24 protein-coding genes are annotated in these 26,460 nt (G+C 54.6%); 11 read left to right on the top strand and 13 right to left on the bottom strand.

Features of this window, described 5'->3' with window-relative positions; genetic code table 11:
• The first annotated feature begins 603 nt into the window (after positions 1–603).
• The 6 genes from rpmH (at position 604) to HF650_RS24255 (ending at position 5,497) form a co-directional block, all read left to right on the top strand.
• Complete coding sequence (gene rpmH, locus HF650_RS24280; RefSeq protein WP_000831330.1) at positions 604–744, top strand: 50S ribosomal protein L34; 141 nt, start codon at positions 604–606, stop codon at positions 742–744.
• 17 nt (positions 745–761) lie between these two features.
• Complete coding sequence (gene rnpA, locus HF650_RS24275) at positions 762–1,121, top strand: ribonuclease P protein component (RefSeq protein ID WP_076769290.1); 360 nt, start codon at positions 762–764, stop codon at positions 1,119–1,121.
• On the top strand, positions 1,085–1,342 hold the full coding sequence (gene yidD, locus HF650_RS24270; RefSeq protein ID WP_076769289.1) for a membrane protein insertion efficiency factor YidD: 258 nt from the start codon (positions 1,085–1,087) through the stop codon (positions 1,340–1,342). Before rnpA ends, yidD begins: the two co-directional genes overlap by 37 nt.
• Before the next feature lie 2 nt (positions 1,343–1,344).
• A complete protein-coding gene (gene yidC, locus HF650_RS24265) occupies positions 1,345–2,991 on the top strand; it encodes a membrane protein insertase YidC (RefSeq protein ID WP_187800677.1) in 1,647 nt (548 codons plus the stop codon).
• A 193-nt stretch (positions 2,992–3,184) separates the two neighbouring features.
• The gene (gene mnmE, locus HF650_RS24260) at positions 3,185–4,549 is read left to right on the top strand and encodes a tRNA uridine-5-carboxymethylaminomethyl(34) synthesis GTPase MnmE (protein ID WP_187800676.1); all 1,365 of its coding nucleotides are present in this window, start codon (positions 3,185–3,187) and stop codon (positions 4,547–4,549) included.
• A gap of 210 nt (positions 4,550–4,759) precedes the next feature.
• The gene (locus tag HF650_RS24255; RefSeq protein WP_187800675.1) at positions 4,760–5,497 is read left to right on the top strand and encodes a hypothetical protein; all 738 of its coding nucleotides are present in this window, start codon (positions 4,760–4,762) and stop codon (positions 5,495–5,497) included.
• A gap of 53 nt (positions 5,498–5,550) precedes the next feature.
• Here the strand turns inward: HF650_RS24255 and HF650_RS24250 are convergent, their stop codons facing one another.
• Positions 5,551–6,888 carry an NCS2 family permease gene (locus tag HF650_RS24250; protein ID WP_187800674.1) on the bottom strand — a complete coding sequence of 446 codons (1,338 nt, stop codon included), beginning with the start codon at positions 6,886–6,888 and terminating at the stop codon, positions 5,551–5,553.
• Positions 6,889–7,054: 166 nt separating this feature from the next.
• Here HF650_RS24250 and yieH point away from each other — a divergent pair, with 166 nt between their 5' ends.
• Genes yieH through HF650_RS24235 form a run of 3 tightly spaced genes read left to right on the top strand, consistent with a single transcriptional unit; the run spans position 7,055 to position 9,263 of the window.
• Positions 7,055–7,720: a 6-phosphogluconate phosphatase gene (gene yieH / locus HF650_RS24245; protein ID WP_187800673.1), complete on the top strand. Its 666-nt coding sequence runs from the start codon at positions 7,055–7,057 to the stop codon at positions 7,718–7,720.
• Positions 7,721–7,745: 25 nt separating this feature from the next.
• Entirely contained in the window at positions 7,746–8,333 is a 588-nt protein-coding gene (gene cbrC / locus HF650_RS24240) for a PF03691 family colicin E2 tolerance protein CbrC (protein WP_187800672.1), read from the top strand.
• Between the two features lie 27 nt (positions 8,334–8,360).
• On the top strand, positions 8,361–9,263 hold the full coding sequence (locus HF650_RS24235; protein ID WP_187800671.1) for an ADP-ribosylglycohydrolase family protein: 903 nt from the start codon (positions 8,361–8,363) through the stop codon (positions 9,261–9,263).
• Positions 9,264–9,301: 38 nt separating this feature from the next.
• Here HF650_RS24235 and phoU read toward each other — a convergent pair whose 3' ends face one another.
• From phoU to pstS, 5 genes are all read right to left on the bottom strand, one after another.
• Complete coding sequence (gene phoU, locus HF650_RS24230) at positions 9,302–10,027, bottom strand: phosphate signaling complex protein PhoU (protein ID WP_042714854.1); 726 nt, start codon at positions 10,025–10,027, stop codon at positions 9,302–9,304.
• A 68-nt stretch (positions 10,028–10,095) separates the two neighbouring features.
• Positions 10,096–10,869, bottom strand: coding sequence for a phosphate ABC transporter ATP-binding protein PstB (gene pstB, locus HF650_RS24225; RefSeq protein ID WP_042714852.1), 774 nt, complete (start codon positions 10,867–10,869; stop codon positions 10,096–10,098).
• 46 nt (positions 10,870–10,915) lie between these two features.
• Positions 10,916–11,806 (bottom strand): phosphate ABC transporter permease PstA, encoded by an 891-nt coding sequence (pstA, locus tag HF650_RS24220; protein ID WP_187800670.1) that lies wholly within the window; start codon positions 11,804–11,806, stop codon positions 10,916–10,918.
• Complete coding sequence (gene pstC / locus HF650_RS24215) at positions 11,806–12,765, bottom strand: phosphate ABC transporter permease PstC (protein WP_076769285.1); 960 nt, start codon at positions 12,763–12,765, stop codon at positions 11,806–11,808. Before pstC ends, pstA begins: the two co-directional genes overlap by 1 nt.
• Before the next feature lie 124 nt (positions 12,766–12,889).
• Positions 12,890–13,930 (bottom strand): phosphate ABC transporter substrate-binding protein PstS, encoded by a 1,041-nt coding sequence (gene pstS, locus HF650_RS24210; RefSeq protein WP_042714849.1) that lies wholly within the window; start codon positions 13,928–13,930, stop codon positions 12,890–12,892.
• A gap of 423 nt (positions 13,931–14,353) precedes the next feature.
• Between pstS and HF650_RS24205 the strand changes: the two genes are divergently transcribed.
• Entirely contained in the window at positions 14,354–14,743 is a 390-nt protein-coding gene (locus tag HF650_RS24205) for a hypothetical protein (protein ID WP_187800669.1), read from the top strand.
• A gap of 44 nt (positions 14,744–14,787) precedes the next feature.
• Here the strand turns inward: HF650_RS24205 and HF650_RS24200 are convergent, their stop codons facing one another.
• The 4 genes from HF650_RS24200 to glmU all read right to left on the bottom strand — a co-directional run bounded on the left by HF650_RS24200 (position 14,788) and on the right by glmU (position 20,949).
• Entirely contained in the window at positions 14,788–15,135 is a 348-nt protein-coding gene (locus tag HF650_RS24200; RefSeq protein ID WP_187800668.1) for a hypothetical protein, read from the bottom strand.
• Positions 15,136–15,145: 10 nt separating this feature from the next.
• The gene (tssI, locus tag HF650_RS24195) at positions 15,146–17,407 is read right to left on the bottom strand and encodes a type VI secretion system tip protein TssI/VgrG (protein ID WP_187800667.1); all 2,262 of its coding nucleotides are present in this window, start codon (positions 17,405–17,407) and stop codon (positions 15,146–15,148) included.
• 97 nt (positions 17,408–17,504) lie between these two features.
• A complete protein-coding gene (glmS, locus tag HF650_RS24190) occupies positions 17,505–19,334 on the bottom strand; it encodes a glutamine--fructose-6-phosphate transaminase (isomerizing) (protein WP_187800666.1) in 1,830 nt (609 codons plus the stop codon).
• Positions 19,335–19,578: 244 nt separating this feature from the next.
• On the bottom strand, positions 19,579–20,949 hold the full coding sequence (gene glmU, locus HF650_RS24185; RefSeq protein ID WP_187800665.1) for a bifunctional UDP-N-acetylglucosamine diphosphorylase/glucosamine-1-phosphate N-acetyltransferase GlmU: 1,371 nt from the start codon (positions 20,947–20,949) through the stop codon (positions 19,579–19,581).
• Between the two features lie 343 nt (positions 20,950–21,292).
• On the opposite strand from glmU, the gene HF650_RS24180 reads away from it, so the two are divergent.
• Entirely contained in the window at positions 21,293–23,398 is a 2,106-nt protein-coding gene (locus tag HF650_RS24180; protein ID WP_187800664.1) for a right-handed parallel beta-helix repeat-containing protein, read from the top strand.
• Positions 23,399–23,732: 334 nt separating this feature from the next.
• On the opposite strand, the gene HF650_RS24175 is transcribed toward HF650_RS24180, so the two are convergent.
• From HF650_RS24175 to atpG, 3 genes are read right to left on the bottom strand one after another with little or no spacing between them, the layout of a single operon-like run.
• Positions 23,733–24,152 carry a F0F1 ATP synthase subunit epsilon gene (locus HF650_RS24175; RefSeq protein WP_187800663.1) on the bottom strand — a complete coding sequence of 140 codons (420 nt, stop codon included), beginning with the start codon at positions 24,150–24,152 and terminating at the stop codon, positions 23,733–23,735.
• Between the two features lie 20 nt (positions 24,153–24,172).
• Positions 24,173–25,555 (bottom strand): F0F1 ATP synthase subunit beta, encoded by a 1,383-nt coding sequence (atpD, locus tag HF650_RS24170; RefSeq protein WP_187802807.1) that lies wholly within the window; start codon positions 25,553–25,555, stop codon positions 24,173–24,175.
• Between the two features lie 26 nt (positions 25,556–25,581).
• On the bottom strand, positions 25,582–26,445 hold the full coding sequence (gene atpG, locus HF650_RS24165; RefSeq protein ID WP_124971067.1) for a F0F1 ATP synthase subunit gamma: 864 nt from the start codon (positions 26,443–26,445) through the stop codon (positions 25,582–25,584).
• Positions 26,446–26,460: the final 15 nt, after the last annotated feature.

The raw sequence follows: 26,460 nt of genomic DNA, 5'->3' as shown, positions 1-26,460 counted from the left end.
GGCGGACTCCACTCGAACGTAAATCGATAAATAGTAAAGACAGAGACATTAATCTTTTTTGACACACATCGATAAGACCCAGCGGGGTGATGTGCGAACCGCTGTTTACGGTTTTTGTCCTCGAACGATCCTGGATCGCGATCGGGACCGCGGATCATAGCGTAAACCGCCGAAGAGATCTTCTGTTTCTCACAGATTCTTCACGATTTATCCACAGGCCGATCCGGAACGCGCTAAGTGTAAACGATCCAGGCGCGGGTGCGGGAAGATTTAGCCCGCATATTGGAAAATTAAATGGTTTTCGCCGAATAATCCCATAAACGATCTAAGGAAGATCCTGGTGGATCCTTGCGCTTTGCCATTTGCCCCGTATAATTCTGCCCCCGGCGCGTCTTACTCTTTTCAGGCGCCGGAAGCCGCTTAGTTTTTGCGCAGATCTGTACAAAAATACGTGCGCTATAAGGAAAGAGAATTGACTCCGGAGTGTACAATTATTACAATCCGGCCTCTTTAATTACCCATGGCTTGCGCGCCGGTCGTTCGATATTCGTTCGGGCATACGCAAAAGTCAGTGAATTTATTCAAGTTTAGGTAGAAATCGCCATGAAACGCACTTTTCAACCGTCTGTACTGAAGCGCAACCGTTCTCACGGCTTCCGTGCTCGTATGGCTACTAAAAATGGTCGCCAGGTTCTGGCTCGTCGTCGCGCTAAAGGCCGCGCACGTCTGACCGTTTCCAAGTAATAAAAGCTAACCCCTGAGTGGTTAAGCTCGCTTTTCCCAGGGAGTTACGTTTGTTAACTCCCACTCATTTCACATTCGTCTTCCAGCAGCCACAACGGGCTGGCACGCCGCAAATCACCATCCTCGGCCGCCTGAATTCGCTGGGGCATCCCCGTATCGGTCTTACCGTCGCCAAGAAAAATGTCAAACGCGCACATGAACGCAATCGGATTAAACGTCTGACGCGTGAAAGTTTCCGTTTGCACCAACATGACCTGCCGGCCATGGATTTTGTGGTGGTGGCAAAGAAAGGGGTTGCCGACCTCGATAACCGTGCTCTCACGGAAGCGTTGGAAAAATTATGGCGCCGCCATTGTCGCCAGGCTCAAGGGTCCTGATAGCCCTTATACGGGTCTACCAACGCCTGATTAGTCCGCTACTCGGGCCGCACTGCCGTTTCACCCCTACTTGTTCTCACTATGGAATTGAGGCATTGCGCAGGTTTGGGGTGTTAAAAGGCAGTTGGTTGACAGTGAAACGCGTATTAAAATGCCACCCTTTACATCCGGGTGGCGACGATCCCGTCCCGCCAGGACCTTCTAAAACCAGAGAACACTAACGATGGATTCGCAACGCAATCTTTTTATCATCGCTTTGTTGTTCGTGTCTTTCATGATCTGGCAAACGTGGGAGAAGGAACAAAATCCTCCTCCGGCGCAGCAGCAGACCACGCAGACTACGACCACCGCAGCGGGTAACGCAGCCGACCAGAGCGTTCCGGCCAGTGGCCAGGGGAAACTGATTACGGTTAAAACCGACGTGCTTGAGCTGACCATCAACACCCGCGGTGGTGATGTTGAGCAGGCACTGCTTCCGACGTACCCGAAAGAGCTGGGTGCCACCGAACCGTTCCAGTTGCTGGAAACCACGCCTGAGTTTGTCTACCAGGCGCAAAGCGGTCTGACCGGCCAGAACGGCCCGGACAACCCGGCTAATGGTCCACGCCCGCTGTATAACGTCGATAAAGATGCGTTTGTACTGGCAGAAGGCCAGAACGAGCTGGCGATCCCGCTGACCTATACCGATGCGGCTGGCAACACCTTCACCAAAACCTTCACCCTGAAACGCGGTGAATATGCGGTGAACGTTGGCTATAGCGTTAAAAACGCCGGTACAACACCGCTGCAAGTCGCTACCTTTGGTCAGCTGAAGCAGACCATCAAACTCCCTTCTCACCGCGATACCGGCAGCAGCAACTTTGCGCTGCACACCTTCCGCGGCGCGGCGTACTCCACGCCGGATACCAAGTATGAGAAGTACAAGTTTGATACCATCGCCGATGACGAAAACCTGAATATCAGCTCAAAAGGCGGCTGGGTTGCGATGCTGCAACAATATTTCGCCACAGCGTGGATCCCACGTAATGACGGCGCGAATAACTTCTACACTGCGAATCTGGGCAACGGCGTTGCGGCAATCGGCTATAAATCGCAGCCGATTACCATCGCAGCGGGCCAGACTGGCTTACTGAACAGCACCCTGTGGGTCGGCCCGGAGATTCAGGACAAGATGGCCGCTGCGGCGCCGCACCTGGATCTGACCGTGGATTACGGCTGGTTGTGGTTCATCTCTCAGCCGCTGTTTAAGCTGCTGAAATGGATCCACAGCTTCCTCGGCAACTGGGGCTTCTCCATCATCGCGATCACCTTCATCGTGCGCGGCATCATGTACCCGCTGACCAAAGCGCAGTACACCTCGATGGCGAAAATGCGCATGCTGCAGCCGAAGATTCAGGCTATGCGTGAGCGTCTGGGCGATGATAAGCAGCGTATGAGCCAGGAAATGATGGCGATGTACAAAGCGGAGAAAGTGAACCCGCTGGGCGGCTGCTTCCCGCTGCTGATCCAGATGCCAATCTTCCTTGCGCTCTACTACATGCTGATGGGCTCCGTTGAGCTGCGCCATGCGCCGTTCGCGCTGTGGATCCACGATCTCTCGGCGCAAGACCCGTACTACATCCTGCCGATCCTGATGGGCGTAACGATGTTCTTCATTCAGAAGATGTCGCCGACCACCGTGACCGACCCGATGCAGCAGAAGATCATGACCTTTATGCCGGTCATCTTCACGGTGTTCTTCCTGTGGTTCCCGTCAGGTCTGGTGCTGTACTACATCGTCAGCAACCTGGTAACCATTCTGCAGCAGCAGCTGATTTACCGTGGTCTGGAGAAACGTGGTCTTCATAGCCGCGAGAAGAAAAGCTCTTAATACGCTTCATTCTTTAAGCTGCATGTGCGTTGGCTGCACTTGCTCACCCCAGTCGTTTACTGATGTAAACTTCTGGGGACTCACAAGCTTGCCGCCTTCCTGCAACGTAAATTATTTTGCGTATTACTTGTAAGATTCAGACAAGGCGGTCAACTGACCGCCTTTCTTATTTTGAGATTTCGGAAAATAAACCATGAGCCATAACGACACTATCGTCGCTCAGGCAACCCCACCGGGACGCGGTGGTGTGGGTATCCTGCGTATCTCCGGCATGAAAGCGCGCGACGTCGCGCAGGCGGTGCTGGGCAAGCTGCCGAAACCGCGTTATGCCGATTACCTTGCGTTTCAGGACGCCGACGGCAGCGCCCTCGATCAGGGCATTGCGCTGTGGTTCCCCGGCCCCAACTCCTTTACCGGTGAAGATGTGCTGGAGCTGCAGGGCCACGGCGGCCCGGTGATCCTCGATCTGCTGTTAAAGCGCATTCTGACGCTGCCCGGGCTGCGTATCGCTAAACCGGGCGAATTCTCTGAACGCGCGTTTCTCAATGACAAGCTCGACCTGGCGCAGGCAGAAGCGATTGCCGACCTGATTGATGCCAGCTCCGAGCAGGCCGCGCGTTCGGCGCTCAACTCCCTGCAGGGCGCGTTTTCCGCACGCGTTAATCATCTGGTGGAAGCACTCACTCACCTGCGCATCTACGTTGAAGCGGCAATCGACTTCCCCGACGAAGAGATCGACTTTCTTTCCGACGGCAAAATCGAAGCGCAGCTTAATGATGTGATAAGCGATCTCGATGCGGTACGCGCCGAAGCGCGCCAGGGAAGCCTGCTGCGTGAAGGGATGAAGGTGGTGATTGCCGGGCGTCCGAACGCCGGGAAGTCGAGCCTGCTTAACGCACTGGCCGGGCGCGAAGCGGCGATTGTTACTGATATCGCCGGTACCACGCGCGATGTGCTGCGTGAACATATCCATATCGACGGGATGCCGCTGCACATTATTGATACCGCCGGGCTACGCGAAGCCGGTGACGAAGTGGAGCGAATCGGGATTGAGCGCGCCTGGCAGGAGATTGAACAGGCAGACCGCGTGCTGTTTATGGTAGATGGTACCACCACCGACGCCGTCGATCCGGCGCATATCTGGCCTGACTTTATCGCCCGTTTACCGGCGAAATTGCCGATCACTGTGGTGCGTAATAAATCAGACGTCACCGGAGAACAGCCGGGGATCAGCGAAGTGAATAATCACTCACTTGTTCGCCTCTCTGCGCGAACCAACGAAGGGGTGGACGTGCTGCGTCAGCATCTCAAGCAGAGCATGGGTTTCGACACCAGCATGGAGGGCGGCTTCCTTGCGCGCCGTCGTCACCTGCAGGCGCTGGAAATGGCCGCTGAACATCTGCAACAGGGCAAAGCGCAGCTGCTTGGCGCCTGGGCGGGTGAGCTGCTCGCAGAGGAGTTACGTCTGGCGCAGCAGAACCTGAGCGAGATCACCGGCGAATTTACTTCTGATGACCTTCTGGGCAGGATTTTCTCAAGCTTCTGTATTGGTAAATAATCCCTCATCCCGCGGCTGGCGGGCGTTTTAGCGCTCGTTAGCCGTCATTTCATCACTTTTTCCGAAAGTGTTCCCTATTGACGAAAGAAAGTGTAAATATCACGCCTTAGGACTTTTCAGATGGGACTTTTCGCATTAAAACCTATTCATCACAGGCGATAATGTCGATTATCGATTTGATTCACGCAGCCCATTATCACGGAGCGAAAAATGGCGACACACTTTGCAAGAGGGATCCTTTCAGAAGGCCATCTTGTCTCGACCCGGCTCCCCCAGGCGTGCCTTGATGCCGCCGGTCAACTTCCGGAACATCGCCGCTCCCGGTATATCGCTTCCAGGGCGCTGCTCGCAGAGATGATGTTTATGCTTTATGGCATCAGCGAGCTGCCGGAGATGGTGGTTGAGGAGAGCGGAAGACCGCGCTTTGCCGACAGCAGCCTACCGGGCTTTTCACTGGCCTATGCCGGGAATATGGTTGGTGTTGCCATTACCACCGAAGGCGAGTGCGGCCTTGATATGGAGCTACAGCGCGCGACGCGCAGCTTCCATAGCCCGCACGGGCAGAAACACACCTTCAGTAATAATGAGCAGTTGTGGATAAATAACCAGAACGATGCCAGTGAAGCGCAAACGCAGCTGATAACGCTGCGCCAAAGCGTGATGAAGCTGATCCACCAGATGCAGGATGACCCGATGCAGCTCCAGCTGCTGCCTGGCTCCGGGCGGCTTCGCGTCGCACAACATGCGCAGGTAGAAGTGATGTGCGATGCCGAAGATGTGCTGATCTGGTCTGTTGCGGTCGCGCCAGCGATTGAAAGCCTGCGCATCTGGGAGTTTGATAGCCAGAAAGGGTGGCACTACCTGACGGATGTGCTGACCCGCGCCAACGATCCGGCTTCCCGCCTGATGCGTTTCACCAGCCTGCCCGCCGAAAAAGCGTTGATCTGAATAAGCGTGAGGATAAAGCTTTCCCTCCCCCGAAACGGGAGAGGGAGAGGGAATTAATGCGCGTCGATAAAGACGATTTTCAGCAGGAACAGCAGCGCCACGACAACCACGCACGGGCTAAGCTCGCGCAGACGGCCGGTACCGATTTTCATCACGCAGTAGGAGATAAAGCCGAGCGCGATCCCCTCGGTGATGGAGAAGCTAAACGGCATCATCACGGCGGTAATAAACGCCGGTACCGCTTCGGTGAGATCCTCCCACTTCACGCGCGCCAGGCTTGAGGTCATCAGCACTCCAACGTAAATCAGCGCGCCCGCAGCCGCATAACCCGGCACCATTCCCGCCAGCGGCGAGAGGAAGATCACCAGCAGGAACAGCAAACCCACGACTACCGCCGTCAGGCCGGTACGCCCGCCAACGGAGACGCCCGAAGAGGATTCAATGTAGGCCGTAACCGAGGATGTACCGAAGAAGGAGCCAGTGACAGAGGAGATGCTGTCAACGTAGAGCGCCTGCTTCATGCGCGGGAATTTGCCCTTCTCATCCACCAGCCCAGCTTTGTCGGTTACGCCAATCAGCGTCCCGGAGGAGTCGAACAGGTTCACCAGCATAAACGAGAAGATCACGCCCGCCAGACCCAGGTTGAAGGAGCCGGCGAGATCGACATTGCCTACCACCGACATTACGCTTGGCGGCGTAGAGACAATCCCGTAATACTGCACATCGCCCAGCAGCCAGCCCAGAAGCGTGGTCACGACGATAGAGACCAGCACCGCGGCGTGAATATTACGTGACGCCAGAATAGCGATGATAAAGAAGCCAAGCACGCCCAGCAGCACGCTGTGTGACGTCAGATTACCAATGCTCACTAGCGTCTCTTTGTTGGCGACAATCACGCCCGCATTTTTCAGACCCATCATGCCGATAAACAGGCCGATCCCGCTGGTGATGCCAACACGCAGGCTCATCGGGATATTGGCGATCATCCAGTAGCGTACGCGGAAGATGGTCAGCAACAGCAGACCGACCGCACCCCAGAAGATCGCACCCATACCGACCTGCCAGGAGAGCCCCATCGCGCCCACTACCACGAAGGCGAAGAAGGCGTTCAATCCCATTGCCGGAGCCAACGCGACCGGCAGGTTAGCCACCAGCCCCATCAGGATGCTGCCGAAGGCGGCGATCAGACAGGTAGTGACAAAAACTGCGCTGGTATCCATCCCGGCGACGCCTAAAATTTGCGGGTTAACGAAAACGATGTAGACCATCGTTAAAAACGTCGTGAAGCCGGCGATCACTTCGGTGCGCGCCGTTGTGCCGTGGTCACGCAGTTTGAACACGCGGTCAAGCAACCCCGGGCGAGAGGCCTGGGAGGTCTGTTGTTGGCTCATTATCAATTTCCGGAATAGGAGGGAAAATTCGTCGCTATCCTATACCAAAATGAGGCAGTATTGACGGTTATCACGCACTTTTTTCATTGAATTTGCTTATACGGCAACGATTGCGTCCCGCAATCTGCGTTAAGTAATCGTTAAACTTGTAATCACAGGAAATGGCATGTCCCACATTGAAGCGATCTTTTTCGACTGTGACGGCACCCTGGTCGATAGTGAAGTGATCTGTTCCCGCGCATACGTCCATATGTTTCAAACCGTTGGCATTACGCTGGACCTCGAAGAGGTCTTCAAGCGCTTTAAAGGCATGAAGCTATATGAAATTATTGATGTTATCGGCGAGGAACACGGTAAAGCGCTGGATAAAGCGCTGCTTGAGCCGGTTTATCGCGCCGAAGTGGCGCGGCTGTTCGACAGTGAGCTGGAGGTGATTCCGGGTGCTAATGCACTGCTTGCTGCCGTAAGCGTCCCCATGTGCGTGGTCTCTAACGGGCCGGTGAGCAAAATGCAACACTCATTAGGTAAACTTGGGATGTTGCACCACTTTCCGGAAAAACTGTTTAGTGGCTATGACATACAGCGCTGGAAGCCCGATCCAGCGTTAATGTACCATGCAGCAGAGGTACTTGATGTCTCGCCGGAGAAGTGCATTCTGGTGGATGATTCCGCCGCCGGAGCGCAATCTGGCATTGCGGCAGGGATGGAAGTCTTTTACTTCTGCGCCGACCCGCATAACGTACCTATCGATCACCCAAAAGTGACGACATTTACTGACTTAGCACAGCTGCCAGAATTGTGGCGCGCTCGCGGGTGGTCTGTTACGCGCTAACTTACCTACAAGACAGGATGTTTTTATGGACCAGAATAATCGCCCTCTCCCGGTATTCAAATACCACCCACAGCCCCTGGAAACAGGCGTCTTCTCTGAAGGCAAAACCGTGACCTGCGACTGTTGCTCACAGCCAACAGACGTTTACTACACCAACCCATTCTTTACTGCTGAAGACGTCGACACGCTCTGCCCCTGGTGCATTGCCGATGGCTCAGCAGCAGAGAAATTCAACGGCACATTTCAGGATGATTGCAGCCTGGAGGGTGTCGAAGGGGAGTTTGACGATGAGGGCGAATTTACCGGCTTTAGCAGTTCGTGGCCGGAAGAGACCGTTGCTGAGTTGACGCAACGCACACCCGGCTATTGCGGCTGGCAGCAGGAGCACTGGCTGGCACACTGCAATGATTTCTGCGCCTTTATCGGTTACGTTGGCTGGAAAGAGATAGCCGACAAGCTGGATCAGTTTGCCGATCTGGACGCCGATTGCCGGGCCTTTGGAATGGATATCGACAAACTAAAGGAGTATTTGCGCGACGGCGGCGACTGTCAGGGCTACCTCTTCCGCTGCCTCCACTGCGGGAAGCTGCGTCTGTGGGCAGATTTCTCCTGACGACTTGCCCAAAATAAGGAATAAAAGATGTCGGATTTACTTGCGCGTTATCAGGGGTGCCTTCTCGGCCTGGCGGCCGGCGATGCGGTTGGCACAACGGTAGAGTTCAGTCCCAGAGAGAGCTTTACCCCGGTCACCGACATGGTCGGCGGCGGCCCGTTTCATTTAAAAGCCGGACAGTGGACGGATGACACCTCCATGGCGCTCTGCCTCGCGCATAGCCTGATCGCCTGTAAAGGGTTTGATGCGACCGATCAGATGAACCGCTATCTGAACTGGTGGAAGTGGGGCTATTTAAGCTCTACGGGCAGCTGTTTTGATATCGGGATGACGGTCTCATCTGCGCTGCAGCGCTTTGCGCACGACGGCGAACCCTTTGCCGGCTCCAGCGATCCGCGCACGGCGGGCAACGGCTCATTGATGCGGCTGGCGCCGGTGGTGCTCTGGTACTATCCGGATGTGCCAAAGGCGCTGGAGTATGCCGAAGCATCATCGCGGACGACCCATGCCGCGCCGGAAGCGCTGGCCAGCTGTCGTCTGTTCGCGCAGATGCTCATCAATGCGCTACAGGGCAAAAGTAAATCCGACACGCTGACGGATATTGCGCAGCTGCCGCAACAGGCTAATCTGCGCCAGATCGCCGAAGGGCATTACCGGCAGAAATCGCGTGCGGAGGTGTTTGGCACCGGTTACTGCGTGCAAAGCCTTGAGGCGGCGCTTTGGTGCTTCGCTCACGCAGAGAGTTTCGAAGAGACTGTCCTGCTGGCGACCAACCTTGGCGACGATGCGGATACCACTGCGGCGATTGCCGGGCAGCTGGCTGGTGCCTGGTACGGCGTAGAGGGAATTCCTCAACGCTGGCGGGAGAAGGTGTGGCAAGGCGATGAGATCGCAGCGCTTGCCGGGCAGTTACTCACCAAGTCAGCGTAAAGCAAAACCCCCTTATCATGAGGGGGTTTTTATTGTGCTTACTCTTTCGGATCTTTTCCGGCGAGCAGTTTGTCCAGCTCGTCGCCACCAACGTGGCGGAAATCCTGGCCCTTAACGAAGTAGAAGATGTACTCGCAGATATTCTGGCAGCGGTCGCCGATACGCTCGATAGAGCGGGCGCAGAAGAGGGCGGTCAGAACGCTCGGAATGGTGCGCGAATCTTCCATCATGTAGGTCATCAGCTGACGCACAATGCCTTCATACTCCTGATCCACTTTCTTATCTTCGCGATAGACGCGCACCGCTTCGTCAATATCCATCCGCGCAAAGGCGTCCAATACGTCATGCAGCATCTGCACAGTATGGCGGCCTAACGACTCGAGGCTGACGAGCAGCGGCTGGTGCTGCTGGGAGAACTTCTCCAGCGCCGTACGGCAGATTTTATCCGCCACGTCGCCAATGCGCTCCAGCTCGGCAATGGTTTTGATGATCGCCATCACCAGGCGTAAATCACTCGCCGTCGGCTGACGCTTGGCGATAATGCGCACGCAGGCCTCATCGATGGCGACTTCCATCATATTGACCTGCTTATCCCCTTCAACAACGCGCTTTGCCAGCTCGCTGTCCTGGTTATGCATTGCGGTGATCGCATCCGAGAGCTGCTGCTCCACCATTCCACCCATAGTCATGACCTGAGTGCGAATACTTTCCAGCTCAGCGTTAAACTGCCCGGAAATATGTTTGTTAAGGTTCAGATTGTCCATGGTGCACTCCAAATGCCCGACAAATTTCACGTGGTAACGAGGTGGCAACCACCTCTGTGGTTCGGCAATCAGCCGTAGCGCCCGGTAATGTAATCTTCCGTTTGCTTCTTCGCAGGCTTGGTGAACAGATCGTCTGTATTGCTGAACTCAATCAACTCACCGAGATACATAAACGCAGTGTGATCGGAGCAGCGCGCCGCCTGCTGCATATTGTGCGTCACGATAACCACGGTGTAATCCTGCTTAAGCTCGGTGATCAGCTCTTCGATACGGCCGGTGGAGATTGGGTCCAGGGCCGAGCAAGGCTCATCCAGCAGCAGCACTTCCGGGCGAATAGCAATGCCGCGCGCGATGCAGAGACGCTGCTGCTGGCCGCCGGAGAGAGAGTAGCCGCTCTGGTGCAATTTATCCTTGGTTTCATTCCACAATGCGGCCTTGGTCAAGGCCCACTGCACGCGCTCGTCCATATCGGGGCGCGAAAGCTTCTCAAACAGACGCACGCCAAAGGCGATGTTGTCGTAAATCGACATCGGGAACGGCGTCGGTTTCTGGAACACCATGCCCACTTTCGCGCGCAGCAGAGCGATATCCTGGGTATTGGTGAGAATGTTGTCGCCATCCAGCAGAATTTCGCCTTCCGCGCGCTGCTCAGGATAGAGCTCATACATTTTGTTAAAGGTGCGCAGCAGCGTGGATTTCCCGCAGCCAGACGGCCCGATAAACGCCGTCACCTGATTTTTGGCAATATCCAGGCTGATGTTTTTCAGTGCATGGAATTTGCCGTAATAGAAGTTCAAATCACGAACCTGAATCTTGCCCGGCGTAGTATCAACCATACTCATTTATCTCTTTCCTCAACTCGACGCCGCCTTCGCCGCGTCGCAAAAATTAGCCGTGTCGATTCTTGGCGAAGACAACGCGCGCCAGGATGTTCAACAGCAGTACGCAGAGCGTGATAATCAGCACCCCGGCCCAGGCCAGCTGCTGCCATTCGGCAAACGGGCTCATGGCGAATTTGAAAATCGTCACCGGCAGGTTAGCGATAGGCTGCATCATGTCGGTGCTCCAGAACTGGTTAGAGAGCGCCGTAAAGAGCAGCGGTGCCGTTTCACCGGCGATACGCGCTATCGCCAGCAGTACGCCGGTCATGATGCCGGAGACAGAGGCTTTCAGCGTAATCGCGGAGATCATCTTCCACTTCGGCGTGCCCAGCGCGTAAGCCGCTTCACGCAGGCTATCCGGCACCAGTTTCAGCATGTTTTCCGTGGTACGAATGACAATCGGCACCTGCAGCAGCGCCAGCGCAATCACGCCCGCCCAGCCGGAGAAGTGCTGCATCTGCGCCACCACGATGGTGTAGACGAACAGGCCGACCACGATAGAGGGCGCGGAGAGCAAGATGTCGTTGATAAAACGGATAATCTCGGCGAGCCAGGATTTACGCCCATACTCCGCCAGGTAGATCCCCGCCATAATGCCCAGCGGCGTACCGATTACCGTCGCCCACAGGATCAGCAGGCCACTGCCCGCCAGGGCGTTTGCCAGGCCGCCGCCAGCTGTGTTTGGCGGCGGGGTCGATTCGGTAAACAGCGCCAGCGACATGCCGTCGATACCGCGCGTGACGGTAGAGAAAAGGATCCACACCAGCCAGAAGAGGCCAAACACCATCGTCGCCATCGAGAGCGTCAGAGCGATGCGGTTTTTCAACCGGCGGCGCGCCTGCATTTTGCGACGCGACTCGGCCAGCTGTGTGGTGTGCTGCATTTCAAGCGTAGCCATTAGCGCGCCCCCTCGTTTTTCGCCAGGCGCAGGATCATAAATTTCGAGATCGCCAGCACGATAAAGGTAATGACAAACAGAATCAGCCCCAGCTCCATCAGCGCCGCGACGTGCAGGCCCGATTCCGCTTCGGCAAACTCATTCGCCAGCGCAGAGGTGATGCTGTTGCCCGGCATATAGAGCGAAGCGCTGTCGAGCTGGTAGGTGTTGCCGATGATAAAGGTCACCGCCATCGTTTCACCCAGTGCGCGCCCAAGGCCAAGCATGACGCCGCCTATCACCCCGTTTTTGGTAAACGGCAGCACGATGCGCCAGATCACCTCCCAGGTGGTGCAGCCGATGCCGTAAGCCGACTCTTTCATCATCACCGGGGTCTGTTCGAAGACATCGCGCATGACCGCCGCAATGTAGGGAATGATCATAATCGCGAGGATCACCCCGGCGGCGAGGATACCGATACCAAACGCCGGGCCGGAGAAGAGGGCGCCGACAAACGGAATGTTAGAGAGCACATTGCCGACCGGTTCCTGGAAATAGGTCGCGAACAGCGGAGCGAAGATAAACAGCCCCCACATGCCGTAGACGATACTCGGGATCGCCGCCAGCAGCTCAATGGCGATACCCAGCGGGCGTTTCAGCCAGCCAGGTGAAAGCTCTGTCAGGAACAGCGCGATGCCGAAACTCACCGGTACGGCGATCAGCAGAGCGATAACAGAGGTCACAATGGTGCCGTAGATGGGCACCAGCGCGCCGTAAATCTCATTCGGCGCATCCCACTCTTTGGTCCACAGGAAGGAGAAACCAAATTTCTGGATGCTGGGCCAGGAGGAGAAAATCAGCGAAACGATGATGCCGCTCAGCAGCAATAGCACAATCAGCGCAGCCAGTCTTACCAGTGCGCTGAAGATCATGTCGCCTTTTTTACCCGGGGGGTTAAATGCCGGCTTGGTTGCAGCCATAAATTACTCTTCAGTTTGACGTCTTACGAAGTTGCCCGCAGGCGCTTGCGCTTACCGGGCCTACAGAGGATCTGTAAGGCGGATGGTGTAAGCGCCATCCGCCATGTTCTTCAAAACTCAGCGATTAGTAAACGGCTTTACCGCTGCTATCTTTCACATTGGTCTTCCATGCGGCGCGAACTTGTTCAACAACGCTGCTCGGCAGGGTTGCGTAATCGAGATCGTTAGCCTGTTTGCCGCCGTTTTTGTAAGCCCAGTCAAAGAACTTCAGCACTTCAGCGCCCTGCTCAGGTTTCGCCTGCTCTTTATGTACCAGGATAAAGGTGGTGGAGGTGATTGGCCATACATCCGCACCTTTCTGGTTAGTCAGGTCCTGGGCGAAGGATTTGCTCCAGTCGATATCTTTTGCCGCGTTAGAGAAGCTCTCTTCGGTCGGACTAACGGCTTTGCCATCAGCAGACATCAGTTTGGTGTAGGTCAGGTTGTTCTGCTTGGCGTAAGCGTACTCAACGTAACCGATAGAGCCCGGCAGACGCTGAACAAAGGCGGCGATGCCGTCGTTGCCTTTACCACCCAGACCGGTCGGCCAGTTAACGGTAGAGCCGGAACCAACTTTCGATTTCCACTCTTCGTTCACTTTCGCCAGGTAGCTGGTGAAGACGAACGAAGTACCGGAACCGTCAGCGCGACGAACCACGGCGATGTTCTGCGAAGGCAGTTTCAGGCCCGGGTTGAGTTTGGCGATAGCCGCGTCGTCCCATTTTTTGATTTTGCCGAGGTAGATATCGCCCAGCGTTTTGCCGTCGAGCACCAGCTCGCCAGATTTTACGCCCGGTACGTTGATAGCCAGTACGATACCGCCGATCACCGTCGGGAACTGGAACAGACCTTCCTGGGAGAGTTTTTCGTCAGAGAGCGGTGCATCGGATGCGCCGAAATCAACGGTTTTGGCGGTGATCTGCTTCACGCCACCGGAGGAGCCGATGCCCTGATAGTTGACCTTATTGCCCGTCTCTTTTTGGTAGGTATCAGCCCACTTGGCATACACCGGCGCAGGGAAAGTTGCGCCCGCACCAGTCAGGCTAGCTGCGGCATTGACAGCAAAAGCACTCAGAGAAAAGGTCGCGGCGACAACAGTTGCGACAGTGGTACGCATAACGTTCATAATGTCTCCTGCAGGAATCGTAAATCGTTGTTTGAGTTGCTACTCGGAGCAAAATAGGACACTTTGATGACAGTTATATGCAACGATTGTTACTGTTTAATGACAGCGACAGCTTTTCGCAGCAACAATATTTATTAGATAAAAAAATCAAAGCATTAAGGTTAGATAACACCTTAACAATTCTCTGATGTTTTATTTTTATGACAATCCAAATGTAGCTGAAAAGGCGAGGCTGCTCGCCCTGACCGAATAAAATTTACGCAAAAACGCCGCCTCTGCCACGCGCTTTCCCACGCACTTCACAATCATCCGACGCTGATTTTTTACCCTTCAACGCTACTGAAAAGAGGTAGGAGACAAACTCTGGTTTTCATATATATATAGCGTCGTTAACACCACACAGAGTGGACACTAAGGATGAGTATGAACAGATCGGTTGTTTTCGCGACAGGATTGCTAACGTTGTTACCCGCTACCTTCAGCCAGGCATCAGAATCTCCCGTATATATGATGTCCAGCCAGGTTAGTGGCGATGCAATTATGACCTATGAAAGTGGCTCATCTTCTGGGGGGAAAGCGTATATCTCAACGGCATCTGGCCTTAGCGCAAGAACCCTTTCCGAGATTCAGCGCGATTACCCTAAGCAGCAGGGAAAAATTAAAGATATGGAAAGTGACCTTGAAAAGCTCGGCCGCGAAAGGGATGAGCTGAAAAGAAATAATGACGATCTCAGCCGTAAAGTCGATGATATGCAGCGCAGTATTAGCACCCTTGAGAAGCAGCTTGATGAGCTGAGCCGAAAAGTGAAATAAGATTTACAGAGGTTGCCGCCCGGCAGCCTCTTTTCCATCCCTCATTATCCCGGGTTCGCCGACGATGCCTGCTTATCAAAAATAAACAGAATATGCTGGTCATCCAGGTACTTAATATCGACCTTCTGCCCTTTCTGCATTTTCGGCGCGTTGAACGCAGCAATGGTCTCTTTCCCCTCGACCGAGCGCGTCACGCTCCCATCGTGAATCGCCAGCCGGTAACGAATATTTTGTGTCCCGTTATCATTGGAGCTGATATAGCTCACCTCTTCGATGGTCGCCTGTAGGTCCCGTCCCTGCGTCTGGATGCGGTGATCGCGGTTAAACAGGTAAACGATGTAGGCGATCATCCCTACGATAAAGAGGACAGAAAAAGCGATCGCAATCTTCATATTCAATCCCTTACATAAACATCGTTAAGCCATGAACCGACGCCATGACCTGGCCATACTGCATCATCGCTTTGCCAAATGCGACGCGCCCTTCGTGCGAGGCTAAATCAAATGCGGATTTATCGAACTTCAGGCTCGTTAAGCCCACCTTGCTTATCGCTGATAGGGTAAATGAAGAGCCTTCGGTGACCACTTTGAGGGCGGTGAAATCAAAAGAGAAAAGCGATGCCGTCTCTTTATGATCTTTATATTCAAACGCATGCGGCGTCTTAATATGTACCTTCTCAGCGCTCTCAATGGTGATCGTTTTCGGCGAGTAGATTTTCGCCCCTGCGGCAACGGTCTGATCCCACCTGCCGTTAATAGTGATTGCGCTATTTCCCTGGATAGTCTGCGTCAGGTGTTGAGAAATCTGCTCGTTACGATTGCCGGTAATGGTCGAAGTGACGCCGCTATCAAAGGTATAACTCACTAACGCAGTGACATGTTGTGAAGCTGCCCCTTCAATCTCCTCAACGCATCCCCCTTTAATCGTCACTCTCTCCCCCCCGCTGGTGACGCTCTTCACGCGGCCATTGGTGACCGTTAGCTCTTCGCCATTATTCACCGTGCGCGTGTCCTTCTGCTCCACCAGCGTGGTGCGGGTGGCGTGGTATGTAAAATCCGCCTTTTTCGTCACCTTATCGGCAAGCTCACCCGACACCGTCAGGCTTCTGTTGCCACCAACGGTAATCACCTGGTTATTCTCAACGGAGATATTCATATCCTTTTCGGCATGCATATCGACCCGCTCAACGCCGAGCTTATCCTCAAACAGCAGATAGCTGGCATTGTCACAACTTCCGGTTTTCGAGCGCGTCATAAACCCCATCACCGTGGCGGCGGCGGGTAACGCCCATGGCGGCATATTGGTATCGTTGTAGACGCGCCCGGTGACGATGGGACGGTCGGGATCGCCATTAATAAAATCAATCACCACTTCATCACCAACACGCGGGATCTGCACGCCACCGAATCCCTGCCCCGCCCACGCGCTGGAGACGCGCACCCAGCAGGAGCTGGTTTCATCGCTCTTGCCCAGCCGATCCCAATGGAATTTCACCTTGATACGGCCATATTTATCGGTCCATATCGTCTCGCCAGCGGGGCCGACAACGCGGGCAGTCTGCGGGCCATAGGTGCGAGGCCAGGCCGTTCGCTGCTCCGGGCGATACACCAGGGACGCGGGAATAACGCTGAAGCTGATGAGCCGCGAGCTGGCACCCTCATCACCGCTGGCATAGCGGTTCTCCTCAATGTGCAGCACGGTTTTTGTCACCAGATAACGCCCGTTATCCTGCGCAAACGGCGCATGGGTTAACTGGAAGGTATGCCCGGCGGCAATACCGCTTGCCGTGGCGGTAGCGGAGATCTGTTGATGCTCGACCCGCCAGCGCTCCTGCTTAATACGGGCATAATATTCGCCATCATTTTGCTCGACAAAACGACCGGGCCACTCATAGACATCAATTTGCCCGGGAGAGGGGGAGACGGGATTCTGCCTCGCCTGAAACAGCCAGGCGTTGGGCTTACGAAAATCATAATCTTCGGTGCTAAAAAGCCCCGGCGTGACGCGATCGTGCAGCGACCATTGGCTGATGCCTTCATAATCTGCCACGCCGCCTGCGGCGGTTTGAATATAGGGGATCACCTCATAACCCGGCGCAGAAGGAAAAGCGGTCCCGGCATCTGCCAGCACCAGCGTGTGGCTATCCGACTGGTGGCGGAAATACCAACTGATCCCTTCCAGCTCCATCAGGCGGCAGATGAAATCCAGGCTGCTCTCCTGGTACTGCACGCAATATTCCCATACCCGGTAACTTTGCGTCAGCTGATCGTCTACTTTCACGCCCTGTTCGGACAGCATGGTCTGCACAATCTGCGGGATGGTTTGCGCCTGAAAGATACGCATATCGCGCGCCAGCCGCATTGGCCAGATATCGGACTCAACGCTGAGCTGATAGGCGGCGTACCGCTCGCCGGATAGCGCAACGGAGGAGACGGCCACGCTGGTCACCCTGCCATTGATATAACGCCTTACCGCGCCGCCCTGCGCGGGAATATCCACGGTGATGGGCTGTCCGAGGATCTGGCTTCGGTCGATTCTCGCATCTTCACCCAGCAGCGTAAGCGCATACTCAAAAGGCTCAGAGAGCGATTCACTGCCGGACATTTTCCAGAAAAGCAGGTCAGGCGCGGCAGCCAGGTTAACCGTGATGCGAATTTGAGACATAAAAAAATCCGGTATGCTTTTTTCAGGAGCATATCCGGACTTATTTACACTAAGGTTAACGTCACCCTCCTGATGGGCAGATGACGCTAGTTTAGGATTATTCCACCGTTACTGATTTTGCCAGGTTGCGCGGCTGGTCAACGTCGGTGCCTTTAATCAGCGCGACGTGGTAGGCCAGCAGCTGCAGCGGCACGGTGTAGAAGATCGGTGCAATCGTCTCTTCCACGTGCGGCATATCAATGATGTGCATGTTGTCGCTGCTGGTGAAACCGGCATCCTGATCGGCGAAGACATACAGCACGCCGCCGCGGGCGCGCACTTCTTCGATGTTAGATTTCAGTTTTTCCAGCAGTTCGTTGTTCGGTGCCACCACGATAACCGGCATATCAGCGTCAATCAGCGCCAGCGGGCCATGTTTCAGCTCACCTGCGGCGTAGGCTTCGGCGTGAATATAGGAGATCTCTTTCAGCTTCAGCGCGCCTTCCAGCGCGATCGGGTACTGATCGCCACGACCGAGGAACAGCGCGTGATGCTTGTCAGAGAAGTCCTCTGCCAGCGCTTCAATGCGTTTATCCTGCGACAGCATCTGCTCGATGCGGTTCGGCAGCGCCTGCAAACCGTGCACGATATCGTGCTCAATCGCTGCATCCTGCCCTTTCAGGCGGCTCAGTTTCGCCACCAGCATCAGCAGCACCGTTAACTGCGTGGTGAAGGCTTTGGTTGAGGCAACACCGATTTCGGTACCGGCTTTAGTCATCATCGCCAGATCCGATTCACGCACCAGCGAGGAGCCCGGCACGTTACAGATCGCCAGCGATCCCAGGTAACCCAGCTCTTTCGACAGACGCAGCGCCGCCAGCGTATCGGCCGTCTCACCAGACTGCGAAAGGGTAATCATCAGGCTGTTACGGCGCACGGCAGATTTGCGGTAGCGGAACTCGGAAGCAATCTCGACATCGCACGGCACGCCGGCCAGCGATTCAAACCAGTAGCGTGAAACCATACCGGAGTTATAAGAGGTACCGCAGGCAACAATCTGGATATGTTCGACTTTCGACAGCAGTTCGTTGGCATTCGGCCCCAGCTCGCTGAGATCGACTTCGCCATGGCTGATGCGACCAGTCAGAGTGTTTTTGATGGCGTTTGGCTGTTCGTAGATCTCTTTCTGCATGTAGTGGCGATAGATACCTTTATCGCCCGCATCATACTGCAGATTGGATTCGATATCCGGGCGTTTGGTTTCCACGCCAGATTTATCAAACACCGTCACGCTACGGCGGGTCACTTCTGCAATATCACCCTCTTCGAGGAAGATAAAACGACGGGTAACCGGCAGCAGTGCCAGCTGGTCAGAGGCGATAAAGTTTTCACCCATACCGAGACCAATAACCAGCGGGCTACCAGAGCGCGCGGCCAGCAGGGTCTCGGGATGACGGGTATCTATGATCACCGTACCGTAGGCACCGCGTAACTGCGGGATGGTGCGCAGTACCGCTTCACGCAGCGTACCGCCCTGCTCCAGCTCCCAGTGCACCAGGTGAGCAATCACTTCGGTGTCGGTTTCGGAGACAAACACATACCCGCGCGCTTTCAGCGCTTCGCGCAGCGGTTCATGGTTTTCGATGATGCCGTTATGCACGACAACGATATGTTCAGAAACGTGCGGATGCGCGTTTCCTTCCGACGGTTCGCCATGGGTCGCCCAACGGGTGTGCGCGATACCGGTACCGCCATGCAGCGGATGATCTTCCGCCGCCTGCGAGAGCATCTGCACTTTGCCGAGGCGACGCAGACGGGTCATATGACCTTCATTGTCGACCACTGCCAGACCGGCAGAGTCATAGCCACGGTATTCGAGGCGACGTAAACCTTCGAGAAGAATTTCTGCAACATCACGCTGCGCGACTGCGCCTACAATTCCACACATAGTTTTTGATTCCGATTTTGGCATTATGCCTTTTGTTGTCGGTCAACCTGTTTACACGTCGCTAATCGGGCCGCCGTTGTGCGGTGCCGCGAATCATTCCGTGTACGTGTCCGCTTTGCGGACGCCCCGAGCCTTGTAGAGAGTGGGGTTATTGTTATAAGTACTGCCTGACGGGCGGAGGATTATCTTCCCCTCATCCCTGAATCTATGCCGGACAGCGCTGAGCCTATCCGGTCTTATTGCTTTACTTCTTTTTCACCGGGCGTTGCCAGCCCTGCTTATGCACCTGCGGCACACGGCTTAACACCAGCTCGTTTTCAGCGATATCACGGGTAACGGTGGTGCCTGCGGCGATAGTCGCCCCTTTTGCAACCGTAACCGGTGCCACCAGCTGCGTATCGGAGCCGACAAACACATCATCACCAATGATGGTTTTGAATTTATTGGCACCGTCGTAGTTACAGGTAATCACTCCTGCACCGACGTTAACGTTATCGCCAATCTCCGCGTCGCCCAGATAAGTCAAATGACCCGCTTTCGAGCCTTTGCCGAGACGCGCTTTTTTCATCTCGACAAAGTTGCCGACGTGCGCGCCAGCAAGCAGCTCGGCGCCCGGACGTAAACGGGCGAACGGGCCGATGGTGCATTCCGCTGCCAGACGGGCATCTTCCACCACGCTGTAGGGGCTGATCTCGCAATCATCGCCAATCACGCAGTTCTTCAGGATCACGCCTGCGCCAATTTTCACGCGGTCACCCAACGTAACGTTGCCTTCGATAATCACGTTAGTGTCGATCTCAACATCGCGGCCATGCGAGAGCGTGCCGCGCAGATCGAAACGCGCCGGATCGCGCAGCATCACGCCTGCCAGCAGCAGTTTTTCTGCCTGTTCAGCCTGGTACGCACGCTCCAGACGGGAGAGCTGCAGACGGTTATTTACGCCTTCCACTTCGCTTAAGCGCTGCGGGTGAACGGCGGCAATTTCACGCCCTTCGTGATAAGCCAGGCTGATAATGTCAGTGATGTAGTATTCACCCTGCGCATTATTATTGGTTAACTTCGCGAGCCAGCGCTTCAGATCTGCGCCGTTGGCGATCAGGATGCCGGTATTGATCTCGTTAATCAGCCGCTGGACTTCAGTGGCATCTTTCTGTTCAACGATGCCAGTGACCACGCCGTTTTCACGAGTTATGCGACCGTAGCCGGTCGGATCATCGAGTCTGACAGTAAGCAGACCGATACCGCCTTGCGGTTTAGCTGCACGCAGGCGCTCAAGCGTTTCGACGGAGATGAGCGGCACATCACCGTAGAGCATTAAAATATCTTCATCATCAGCAAAGAAGGGGGCAGCCTGCTGCATGGCGTGACCGGTGCCGAGCTGTTCTGCTTGCAGCACCCAGTTAAGTTTGTCGTCTACGAGGCGCTGTTTAAGCAGTTCGCCACCGTGGCCGTATACGAGATGAACATGATCCGCACCCAATTTCGTAGCAGCATCAATGACATGCTGCACCATCGCTTTACCTGCAAGAGTATGCAGCACTTTGGGAAGATCGGAGTACATGCGTGTGCCTTTGCCAGCCGCAAGGATCACCACGCTCATTTTTGCGTTCAACATATTCGTCCTGACTATTATTTGGGAAAGAAGTTAACCTCTTTCATATTGAAAATACTACATATTTTGTAGCATGAAATGGAGTGCTGATGAAACGCGCAATATTCCATTTAAAGAGCGCTGTAGCGCGCCTTTTGCGGGCAAAGTAAAGCACTTTACCGGCTGAAAGTCGCTCCATTTTTCACTGCTGCTCATTTATACAATGAGTTAGCTGTTATTTTTCATCCTGAATAAAGATCGCACAAAACAAAACGATGTTTTATTAAGCAAAGAGTGTGAGCCATAAAAAAGAAACACCGTTTCATATTGATGATAATAAACGGCAATTATCCATCAGGAGAATAAAATGAATTATAAAATACCTCTGGCTCTCGCGATATGCAGTTCCCTTGTCTGCGCCTCAACCTTTGCTGAATCTACAGTAAAGTGGAAAGCGATTACTTTCGGTCAGTCGACCGACCTCAATTTCTCATCAAACGTGCTTGCCGAAAAGATTGGCGTTAATGATGTAACAATTGCGGGTAAAAAGCTGACTCTCGAGCAGAGCGCCGATCTATCGAAGCCGATTACCCTTGAGAGCCGCGGCGGCAAAATTGGCAACGCCCATGATGGGCTGACCTTCTTCTATACAACGCTGCCGGTCGGCAAAAATTTTGCGCTACAGGCGACCGTGACTGTCGATCAGTTTGGCCCGGAAAATGGCGCGAAACCTGCCGCTCAGGAGGGGGCGGGCTTACTGGTGCGCGATGTGATCGGTCCCGCGCGCCAGCAACCGCTGAAAGAAGGGTATGAAGAGTTTCCTGCCGCCTCCAATATGGTGATGAACGCCATTATGACGCAGGACAAAAAGGATAATTTCCGCGTCAAAATGCAGACCATCAGCCGGGAGGGCATCACCCAGCCGTGGGGCAATGCCGGTGCGGCAATTGTCAAAACCAGCTATCAGGAAGAGGTGGATCTGCGAAAAACCCCGACCTTCCGGCTTAAGCTTGAGCGCACGGACAGTGGCTTTATCAGCAGTTGGGCACCCGCCGGGAGCGATCGCTGGGTGAGTCAGCAGGTTCCACGCGCCGATCTCATTGCGGCACAGGATAAAGCGCACTACTACGTTGGCTTCTTCGCCTCACGTAATGCGAAGATCACCGTTACCGACGCCTCGTTAACCACTTCAGAAGCTCACACGATGGCCTCTACTCCCTGGCAGCCACCCGCGCAGCCGGTGGTCGTACAGGTTGCCTCACCTGCGCAAAGCGGCAGTGAGAAGTATCTGCTCCAGGCACGGGCCAACTACGATGGCAGCTTTAGCGTACGGGAGAATGAAGTGGTGATCGGTAATGAGAAACCGGTAAAAGCTGGTGAGATGTACACCCTACCGACGCGGCTGAAGCAAAGCACCACCTTTGCGCTCACCTTCACGCCGAAAGCGGAAGGTAAACCTGTTGTTCAGCAGATAAAGGTTGAGAAGATCGACCCGGTGGCGCTGACGCTGCATGTAGCGCCGCAGGGTACGGCAGAGGGGTCAGGTACCGCCGCCGCACCGCTGGATATCGCCACGGCCATCCGCTTGTTGCCGCCGGGTGGCAAAATCGTGCTGCAGGCCGGCGATTACCCCTATACCGAAATCCCGCTGACGGCGAGCGGTCTGCTCAAGCAGCGCAAGACGCTGGAAGCGGAAGGTAAAGCGGTGATCCATGGCCTGCTGCTTGATGCCAGCTACTGGCGTATCAAAGGGATTGAGGTGACGGATAAGAGCCTGCGCATCCAGGGCAGCCATAACCTGATTGAAAAGGTGATCGCCTGGCGTAATGACGACACCGGCATTCAGATCTCCTCGCCGGAGAAGATTGGCCGAGCACTGTGGGCCAGCGATAACCGGGTGGTCGATTCTGAGTCATGGGGTAATGAAGATCCGGGCAAGATTAACGCCGACGGCTTCGCGGTGAAAATGCGCGTAGGGGAGGGGAACCGCCTGATCCGCTGCTACGCCCATGACAATATTGATGACGGTTTTGACCTGTTCAACAAGATTGAAGATGGTGCCAATGGGGTAGTGGTGATCGAGAGTTCAATTGCCCGCAACAACACCAGCAACGGCTTTAAGCTCGGCGGGGAAGGGCAGCCGGTAGCGCATCAGATCCGTAACAGCAAAGCGGTGGGTAATCATCTTGATGGATTTACCGATAACTTTAATCCCGGCAAGCTGGTGGTAGAGAACAATATTGCGGCTGATAACCAGCGCTTCAATTTTATCTTCCGGCCCAGCCCGTATGGCGACGCCTCAACGCAGGGTGTGTTTCGCGGCAATAAATCGGTGCGCAGTGCGCCGGGGCGCTATGACGATGCGGTGATCGGCAATATTGATAACACCAACTATTTTATAAAGCAGGGAAAAAGTGTGAACAGCGAAGGGAAGGAGCTGGAAAGCGCGGCGGTGGAGGCGGCGCTGAAGTAAAAGCCCGATGGCGCTCGCGTCTCCAGGCGGAGTCAGCGCAGCGCCACATGGCATCACAGCAATCAGTGATTGAACGTGCCGAAATAGACGTTCATGTTGCTGAACATTGCGATGATTTTGTTGATCAGTTTCATGATGGCTTCCTTTTTTGGATTTGTTTATGTGATGAACATCACAGAAAAGGAGTCTACGCCTCGCTGATAAATCGATCAACATTTTTGTGACATTTATCACAAAATATTAAAACACCTTTTTAGTTTCACTTTTCCTGAAACGCAGCCATAAAAAAAGCCAGCCTGGAGACCAGACTGGCTTTTTAACGTTCAAGCCGGTGTTACATCGCTTTCTTCGTCAACTCGATAACACGCAGTTTCGCGATAGCTTTCGCCAGCTCTGCAGACGCCTGAGCGTAATCCACGTCACCGTGAGAGCCCTTCATGTGCTCTTCTGCTTTACGCTTCGCTTCCAGAGCTCGCGCTTCGTCGAGATCCTGACCACGAATTGCCGTATCAGCCAGAACGGTCACGCTGCCAGGCTGCACTTCGAGAATGCCGCCGGACAGATAGATAAACTCTTCATGACCGAACTGTTTAACGATGCGGATCATACCAGGCTTAATGGCGGTGAGCAGCGGTGCGTGACCCGGGAAAACACCCAGTTCACCTTCACTGCCCGTTACCTGGATTTTCTCGACCAGACCAGAGAACATCTGTTGCTCTGCGCTGACGACATCCAGGTGGTAAGTCATTGCCATATCACCCTCCGATTAAGGCGTTAAAGTTTTTTGGCTTTTTCCACGGCTTCGTCGATGGAACCGACCATGTAGAACGCCTGCTCCGGCAGGTGATCGTATTCGCCTTCCATGATGCCTTTAAAGCCACGGATGGTGTCTTTCAGGGAGACGTATTTACCCGGAGAACCGGTGAATACTTCCGCAACGAAGAACGGCTGGGAGAGGAAGCGCTGGATCTTACGAGCGCGAGCAACCACCAGTTTGTCCTCTTCAGACAACTCATCCATACCGAGGATGGCGATGATGTCTTTCAGTTCCTGATAACGCTGCAGCAGAGACTGTACGCCACGCGCGGTGTCGTAGTGCTCCTGGCCAACAACCAGCGGATCCAGCTGACGGCTGGTGGAATCCAGCGGGTCAACGGCCGGGTAGATACCCAGAGAAGCGATCTGACGGCTCAGTACCACGGTTGCGTCAAGGTGCGCAAAGGTGGTTGCCGGAGACGGGTCAGTCAAGTCATCCGCCGGTACGTATACCGCCTGAACGGAGGTGATAGAACCGGTTTTAGTAGAGGTGATACGTTCCTGCAGAACGCCCATCTCTTCCGCCAGCGTCGGCTGGTAACCTACCGCTGAAGGCATACGGCCCAGCAGTGCGGATACTTCAGTACCGGCGAGGGTATAACGGTAGATGTTGTCAACGAACAGCAGAACGTCACGACCTTCGTCACGGAACTTCTCAGCCATGGTCAGGCCGGTCAGCGCAACGCGCAGACGGTTTCCCGGCGGCTCGTTCATCTGGCCGTACACCAAGGATACTTTATCCAGTACGTTGGAGTCGGTCATTTCGTGGTAGAAGTCGTTACCCTCACGAGTACGCTCACCCACACCCGCAAACACAGAGTAACCGGAGTGCTCGATCGCGATGTTACGGATCAGCTCCATCATGTTTACGGTTTTACCTACACCTGCACCACCGAACAGACCGACTTTACCGCCCTTGGCGAACGGACACATCAGGTCGATTACTTTGATGCCGGTTTCCAGCAGTTCCTGAGAGCTTGAGAGCTCTTCATAGGACGGCGCAGAACGGTGGATAGCCCAACGCTCTTCTTCACCGATGTCGCCTTTCATGTCGATCGGCTGACCGAGCACGTTCATGATACGACCCAGTGTTGCTTTACCTACCGGGACTTCGATCGGGTGCTGGAGGTCTGTTACTGGCAGACCACGACGCAGACCGTCGGAAGAACCCATGGCGATGGTACGTACGATACCGCCGCCGAGCTGCTGCTGAACTTCCAGCACCAGCGTCTCGTTACCATTCTGAACCTCAAGAGCATCGTACACGCGCGGTACGGCATCCTGAGGGAATTCGACGTCAACCACGGCGCCGATTACCTGGACAATTTTTCCAGTAGCCATCATGAATCCTCTACGAATTAACCTGGTTATACCGCGGATGCACCACCGACGATCTCGGTGAGTTCCTGAGTAATGCTGGCCTGACGAGCTTTGTTGTATACCAACTGCAGCTCTTTAATCAGGCTGCCGCCATTGTCGGTCGCGGCTTTCATCGCCACCATACGTGCGGCCTGCTCGCTGGCCAGGTTTTCAACAACACCCTGATAAACCTGAGATTCAACATAACGGCGCAGGAGCGTATCCAGCAGCGCTTTTGGATCGGGTTCATACAGGTAATCCCAGGATTTATGCTTCAACTCTTCATCTTCTGCAGCCGGTAACGGCAGCAGCTGAGTGATGGTCGGAACCTGAGACATGGTGTTGATAAATTTATTGCTAACAATATAAAGCTTATCCAGACGACCTTCGTCGTAGGCCTGCAGCATGACTTTCACCGGGCCGATCAGTTCTGACAGGGACGGGTTATCACCCATACCGGTCACCTGAGCGACCACGTTGCCACCAACGGAATTGAAGAAAGAGACGCCTTTAGAGCCGATCATCGCGAGTTCGCTCTGAACGCCTTTATCGGACCATGCTTTCATATCCGCCAGCAGTTTTTTGAACAGGTTAATGTTCAAGCCACCGCACAGACCACGGTCGGTCGACACTACCAGGTAGCCCACGCGTTTTACATCGCGCTCTTCCAGGTAAGGGTGCTTATATTCCAGATTACCGTTCGCAAGGTGACCAATCACTTTGCGCATGGTATCTGCATAAGGACGGCTGGACGCCATGCGATCCTGCGATTTACGCATTTTGGAAGCGGCGACCATCTCCATCGCTTTAGTGATCTTTTGCGTGTTCTGGACGCTTGCGATCTTACTACGTATCTCTTTTGCGCCGGCCATGAGCTTCTCCTCAAT

Origin of the sequence: Kosakonia sp. SMBL-WEM22, assembly GCF_014490785.1 — a bacterium.
In the GTDB taxonomy this organism is placed as follows: domain Bacteria; phylum Pseudomonadota; class Gammaproteobacteria; order Enterobacterales; family Enterobacteriaceae; genus Kosakonia.
The sequence above is the reverse complement of the archived record's forward strand: the minus strand, read 5'-3'. Positions and strand labels throughout refer to the sequence as shown.

Coding starts and splice junctions, on each gene's coding strand:
- glmU (WP_187800665.1), bottom strand. CDS start 20,949: ATGTTGAACGCAAAAATGAGCGTGGTGATCCTTGCGGCTGGCAAAGGC.
- HF650_RS24200 (WP_187800668.1), bottom strand. CDS start 15,135: ATGAAGATTGCGATCGCTTTTTCTGTCCTCTTTATCGTAGGGATGATC.
- pstC (WP_076769285.1), bottom strand. CDS start 12,765: ATGGCTGCAACCAAGCCGGCATTTAACCCCCCGGGTAAAAAAGGCGAC.
- HF650_RS24255 (WP_187800675.1), top strand. CDS start 4,760: ATGGCGACACACTTTGCAAGAGGGATCCTTTCAGAAGGCCATCTTGTC.
- phoU (WP_042714854.1), bottom strand. CDS start 10,027: ATGGACAATCTGAACCTTAACAAACATATTTCCGGGCAGTTTAACGCT.
- atpG (WP_124971067.1), bottom strand. CDS start 26,445: ATGGCCGGCGCAAAAGAGATACGTAGTAAGATCGCAAGCGTCCAGAAC.
- HF650_RS24205 (WP_187800669.1), top strand. CDS start 14,354: ATGAACAGATCGGTTGTTTTCGCGACAGGATTGCTAACGTTGTTACCC.
- HF650_RS24180 (WP_187800664.1), top strand. CDS start 21,293: ATGAATTATAAAATACCTCTGGCTCTCGCGATATGCAGTTCCCTTGTC.
- atpD (WP_187802807.1), bottom strand. CDS start 25,555: ATGGCTACTGGAAAAATTGTCCAGGTAATCGGCGCCGTGGTTGACGTC.
- pstS (WP_042714849.1), bottom strand. CDS start 13,930: ATGAACGTTATGCGTACCACTGTCGCAACTGTTGTCGCCGCGACCTTT.
- tssI (WP_187800667.1), bottom strand. CDS start 17,407: ATGTCTCAAATTCGCATCACGGTTAACCTGGCTGCCGCGCCTGACCTG.
- pstA (WP_187800670.1), bottom strand. CDS start 11,806: ATGGCTACGCTTGAAATGCAGCACACCACACAGCTGGCCGAGTCGCGT.
- rpmH (WP_000831330.1), top strand. CDS start 604: ATGAAACGCACTTTTCAACCGTCTGTACTGAAGCGCAACCGTTCTCAC.
- cbrC (WP_187800672.1), top strand. CDS start 7,746: ATGGACCAGAATAATCGCCCTCTCCCGGTATTCAAATACCACCCACAG.
- yieH (WP_187800673.1), top strand. CDS start 7,055: ATGTCCCACATTGAAGCGATCTTTTTCGACTGTGACGGCACCCTGGTC.
- pstB (WP_042714852.1), bottom strand. CDS start 10,869: ATGAGTATGGTTGATACTACGCCGGGCAAGATTCAGGTTCGTGATTTG.
- yidC (WP_187800677.1), top strand. CDS start 1,345: ATGGATTCGCAACGCAATCTTTTTATCATCGCTTTGTTGTTCGTGTCT.
- yidD (WP_076769289.1), top strand. CDS start 1,085: ATGGCGCCGCCATTGTCGCCAGGCTCAAGGGTCCTGATAGCCCTTATA.
- mnmE (WP_187800676.1), top strand. CDS start 3,185: ATGAGCCATAACGACACTATCGTCGCTCAGGCAACCCCACCGGGACGC.
- HF650_RS24235 (WP_187800671.1), top strand. CDS start 8,361: ATGTCGGATTTACTTGCGCGTTATCAGGGGTGCCTTCTCGGCCTGGCG.
- HF650_RS24175 (WP_187800663.1), bottom strand. CDS start 24,152: ATGGCAATGACTTACCACCTGGATGTCGTCAGCGCAGAGCAACAGATG.
- HF650_RS24250 (WP_187800674.1), bottom strand. CDS start 6,888: ATGAGCCAACAACAGACCTCCCAGGCCTCTCGCCCGGGGTTGCTTGAC.
- glmS (WP_187800666.1), bottom strand. CDS start 19,334: ATGTGTGGAATTGTAGGCGCAGTCGCGCAGCGTGATGTTGCAGAAATT.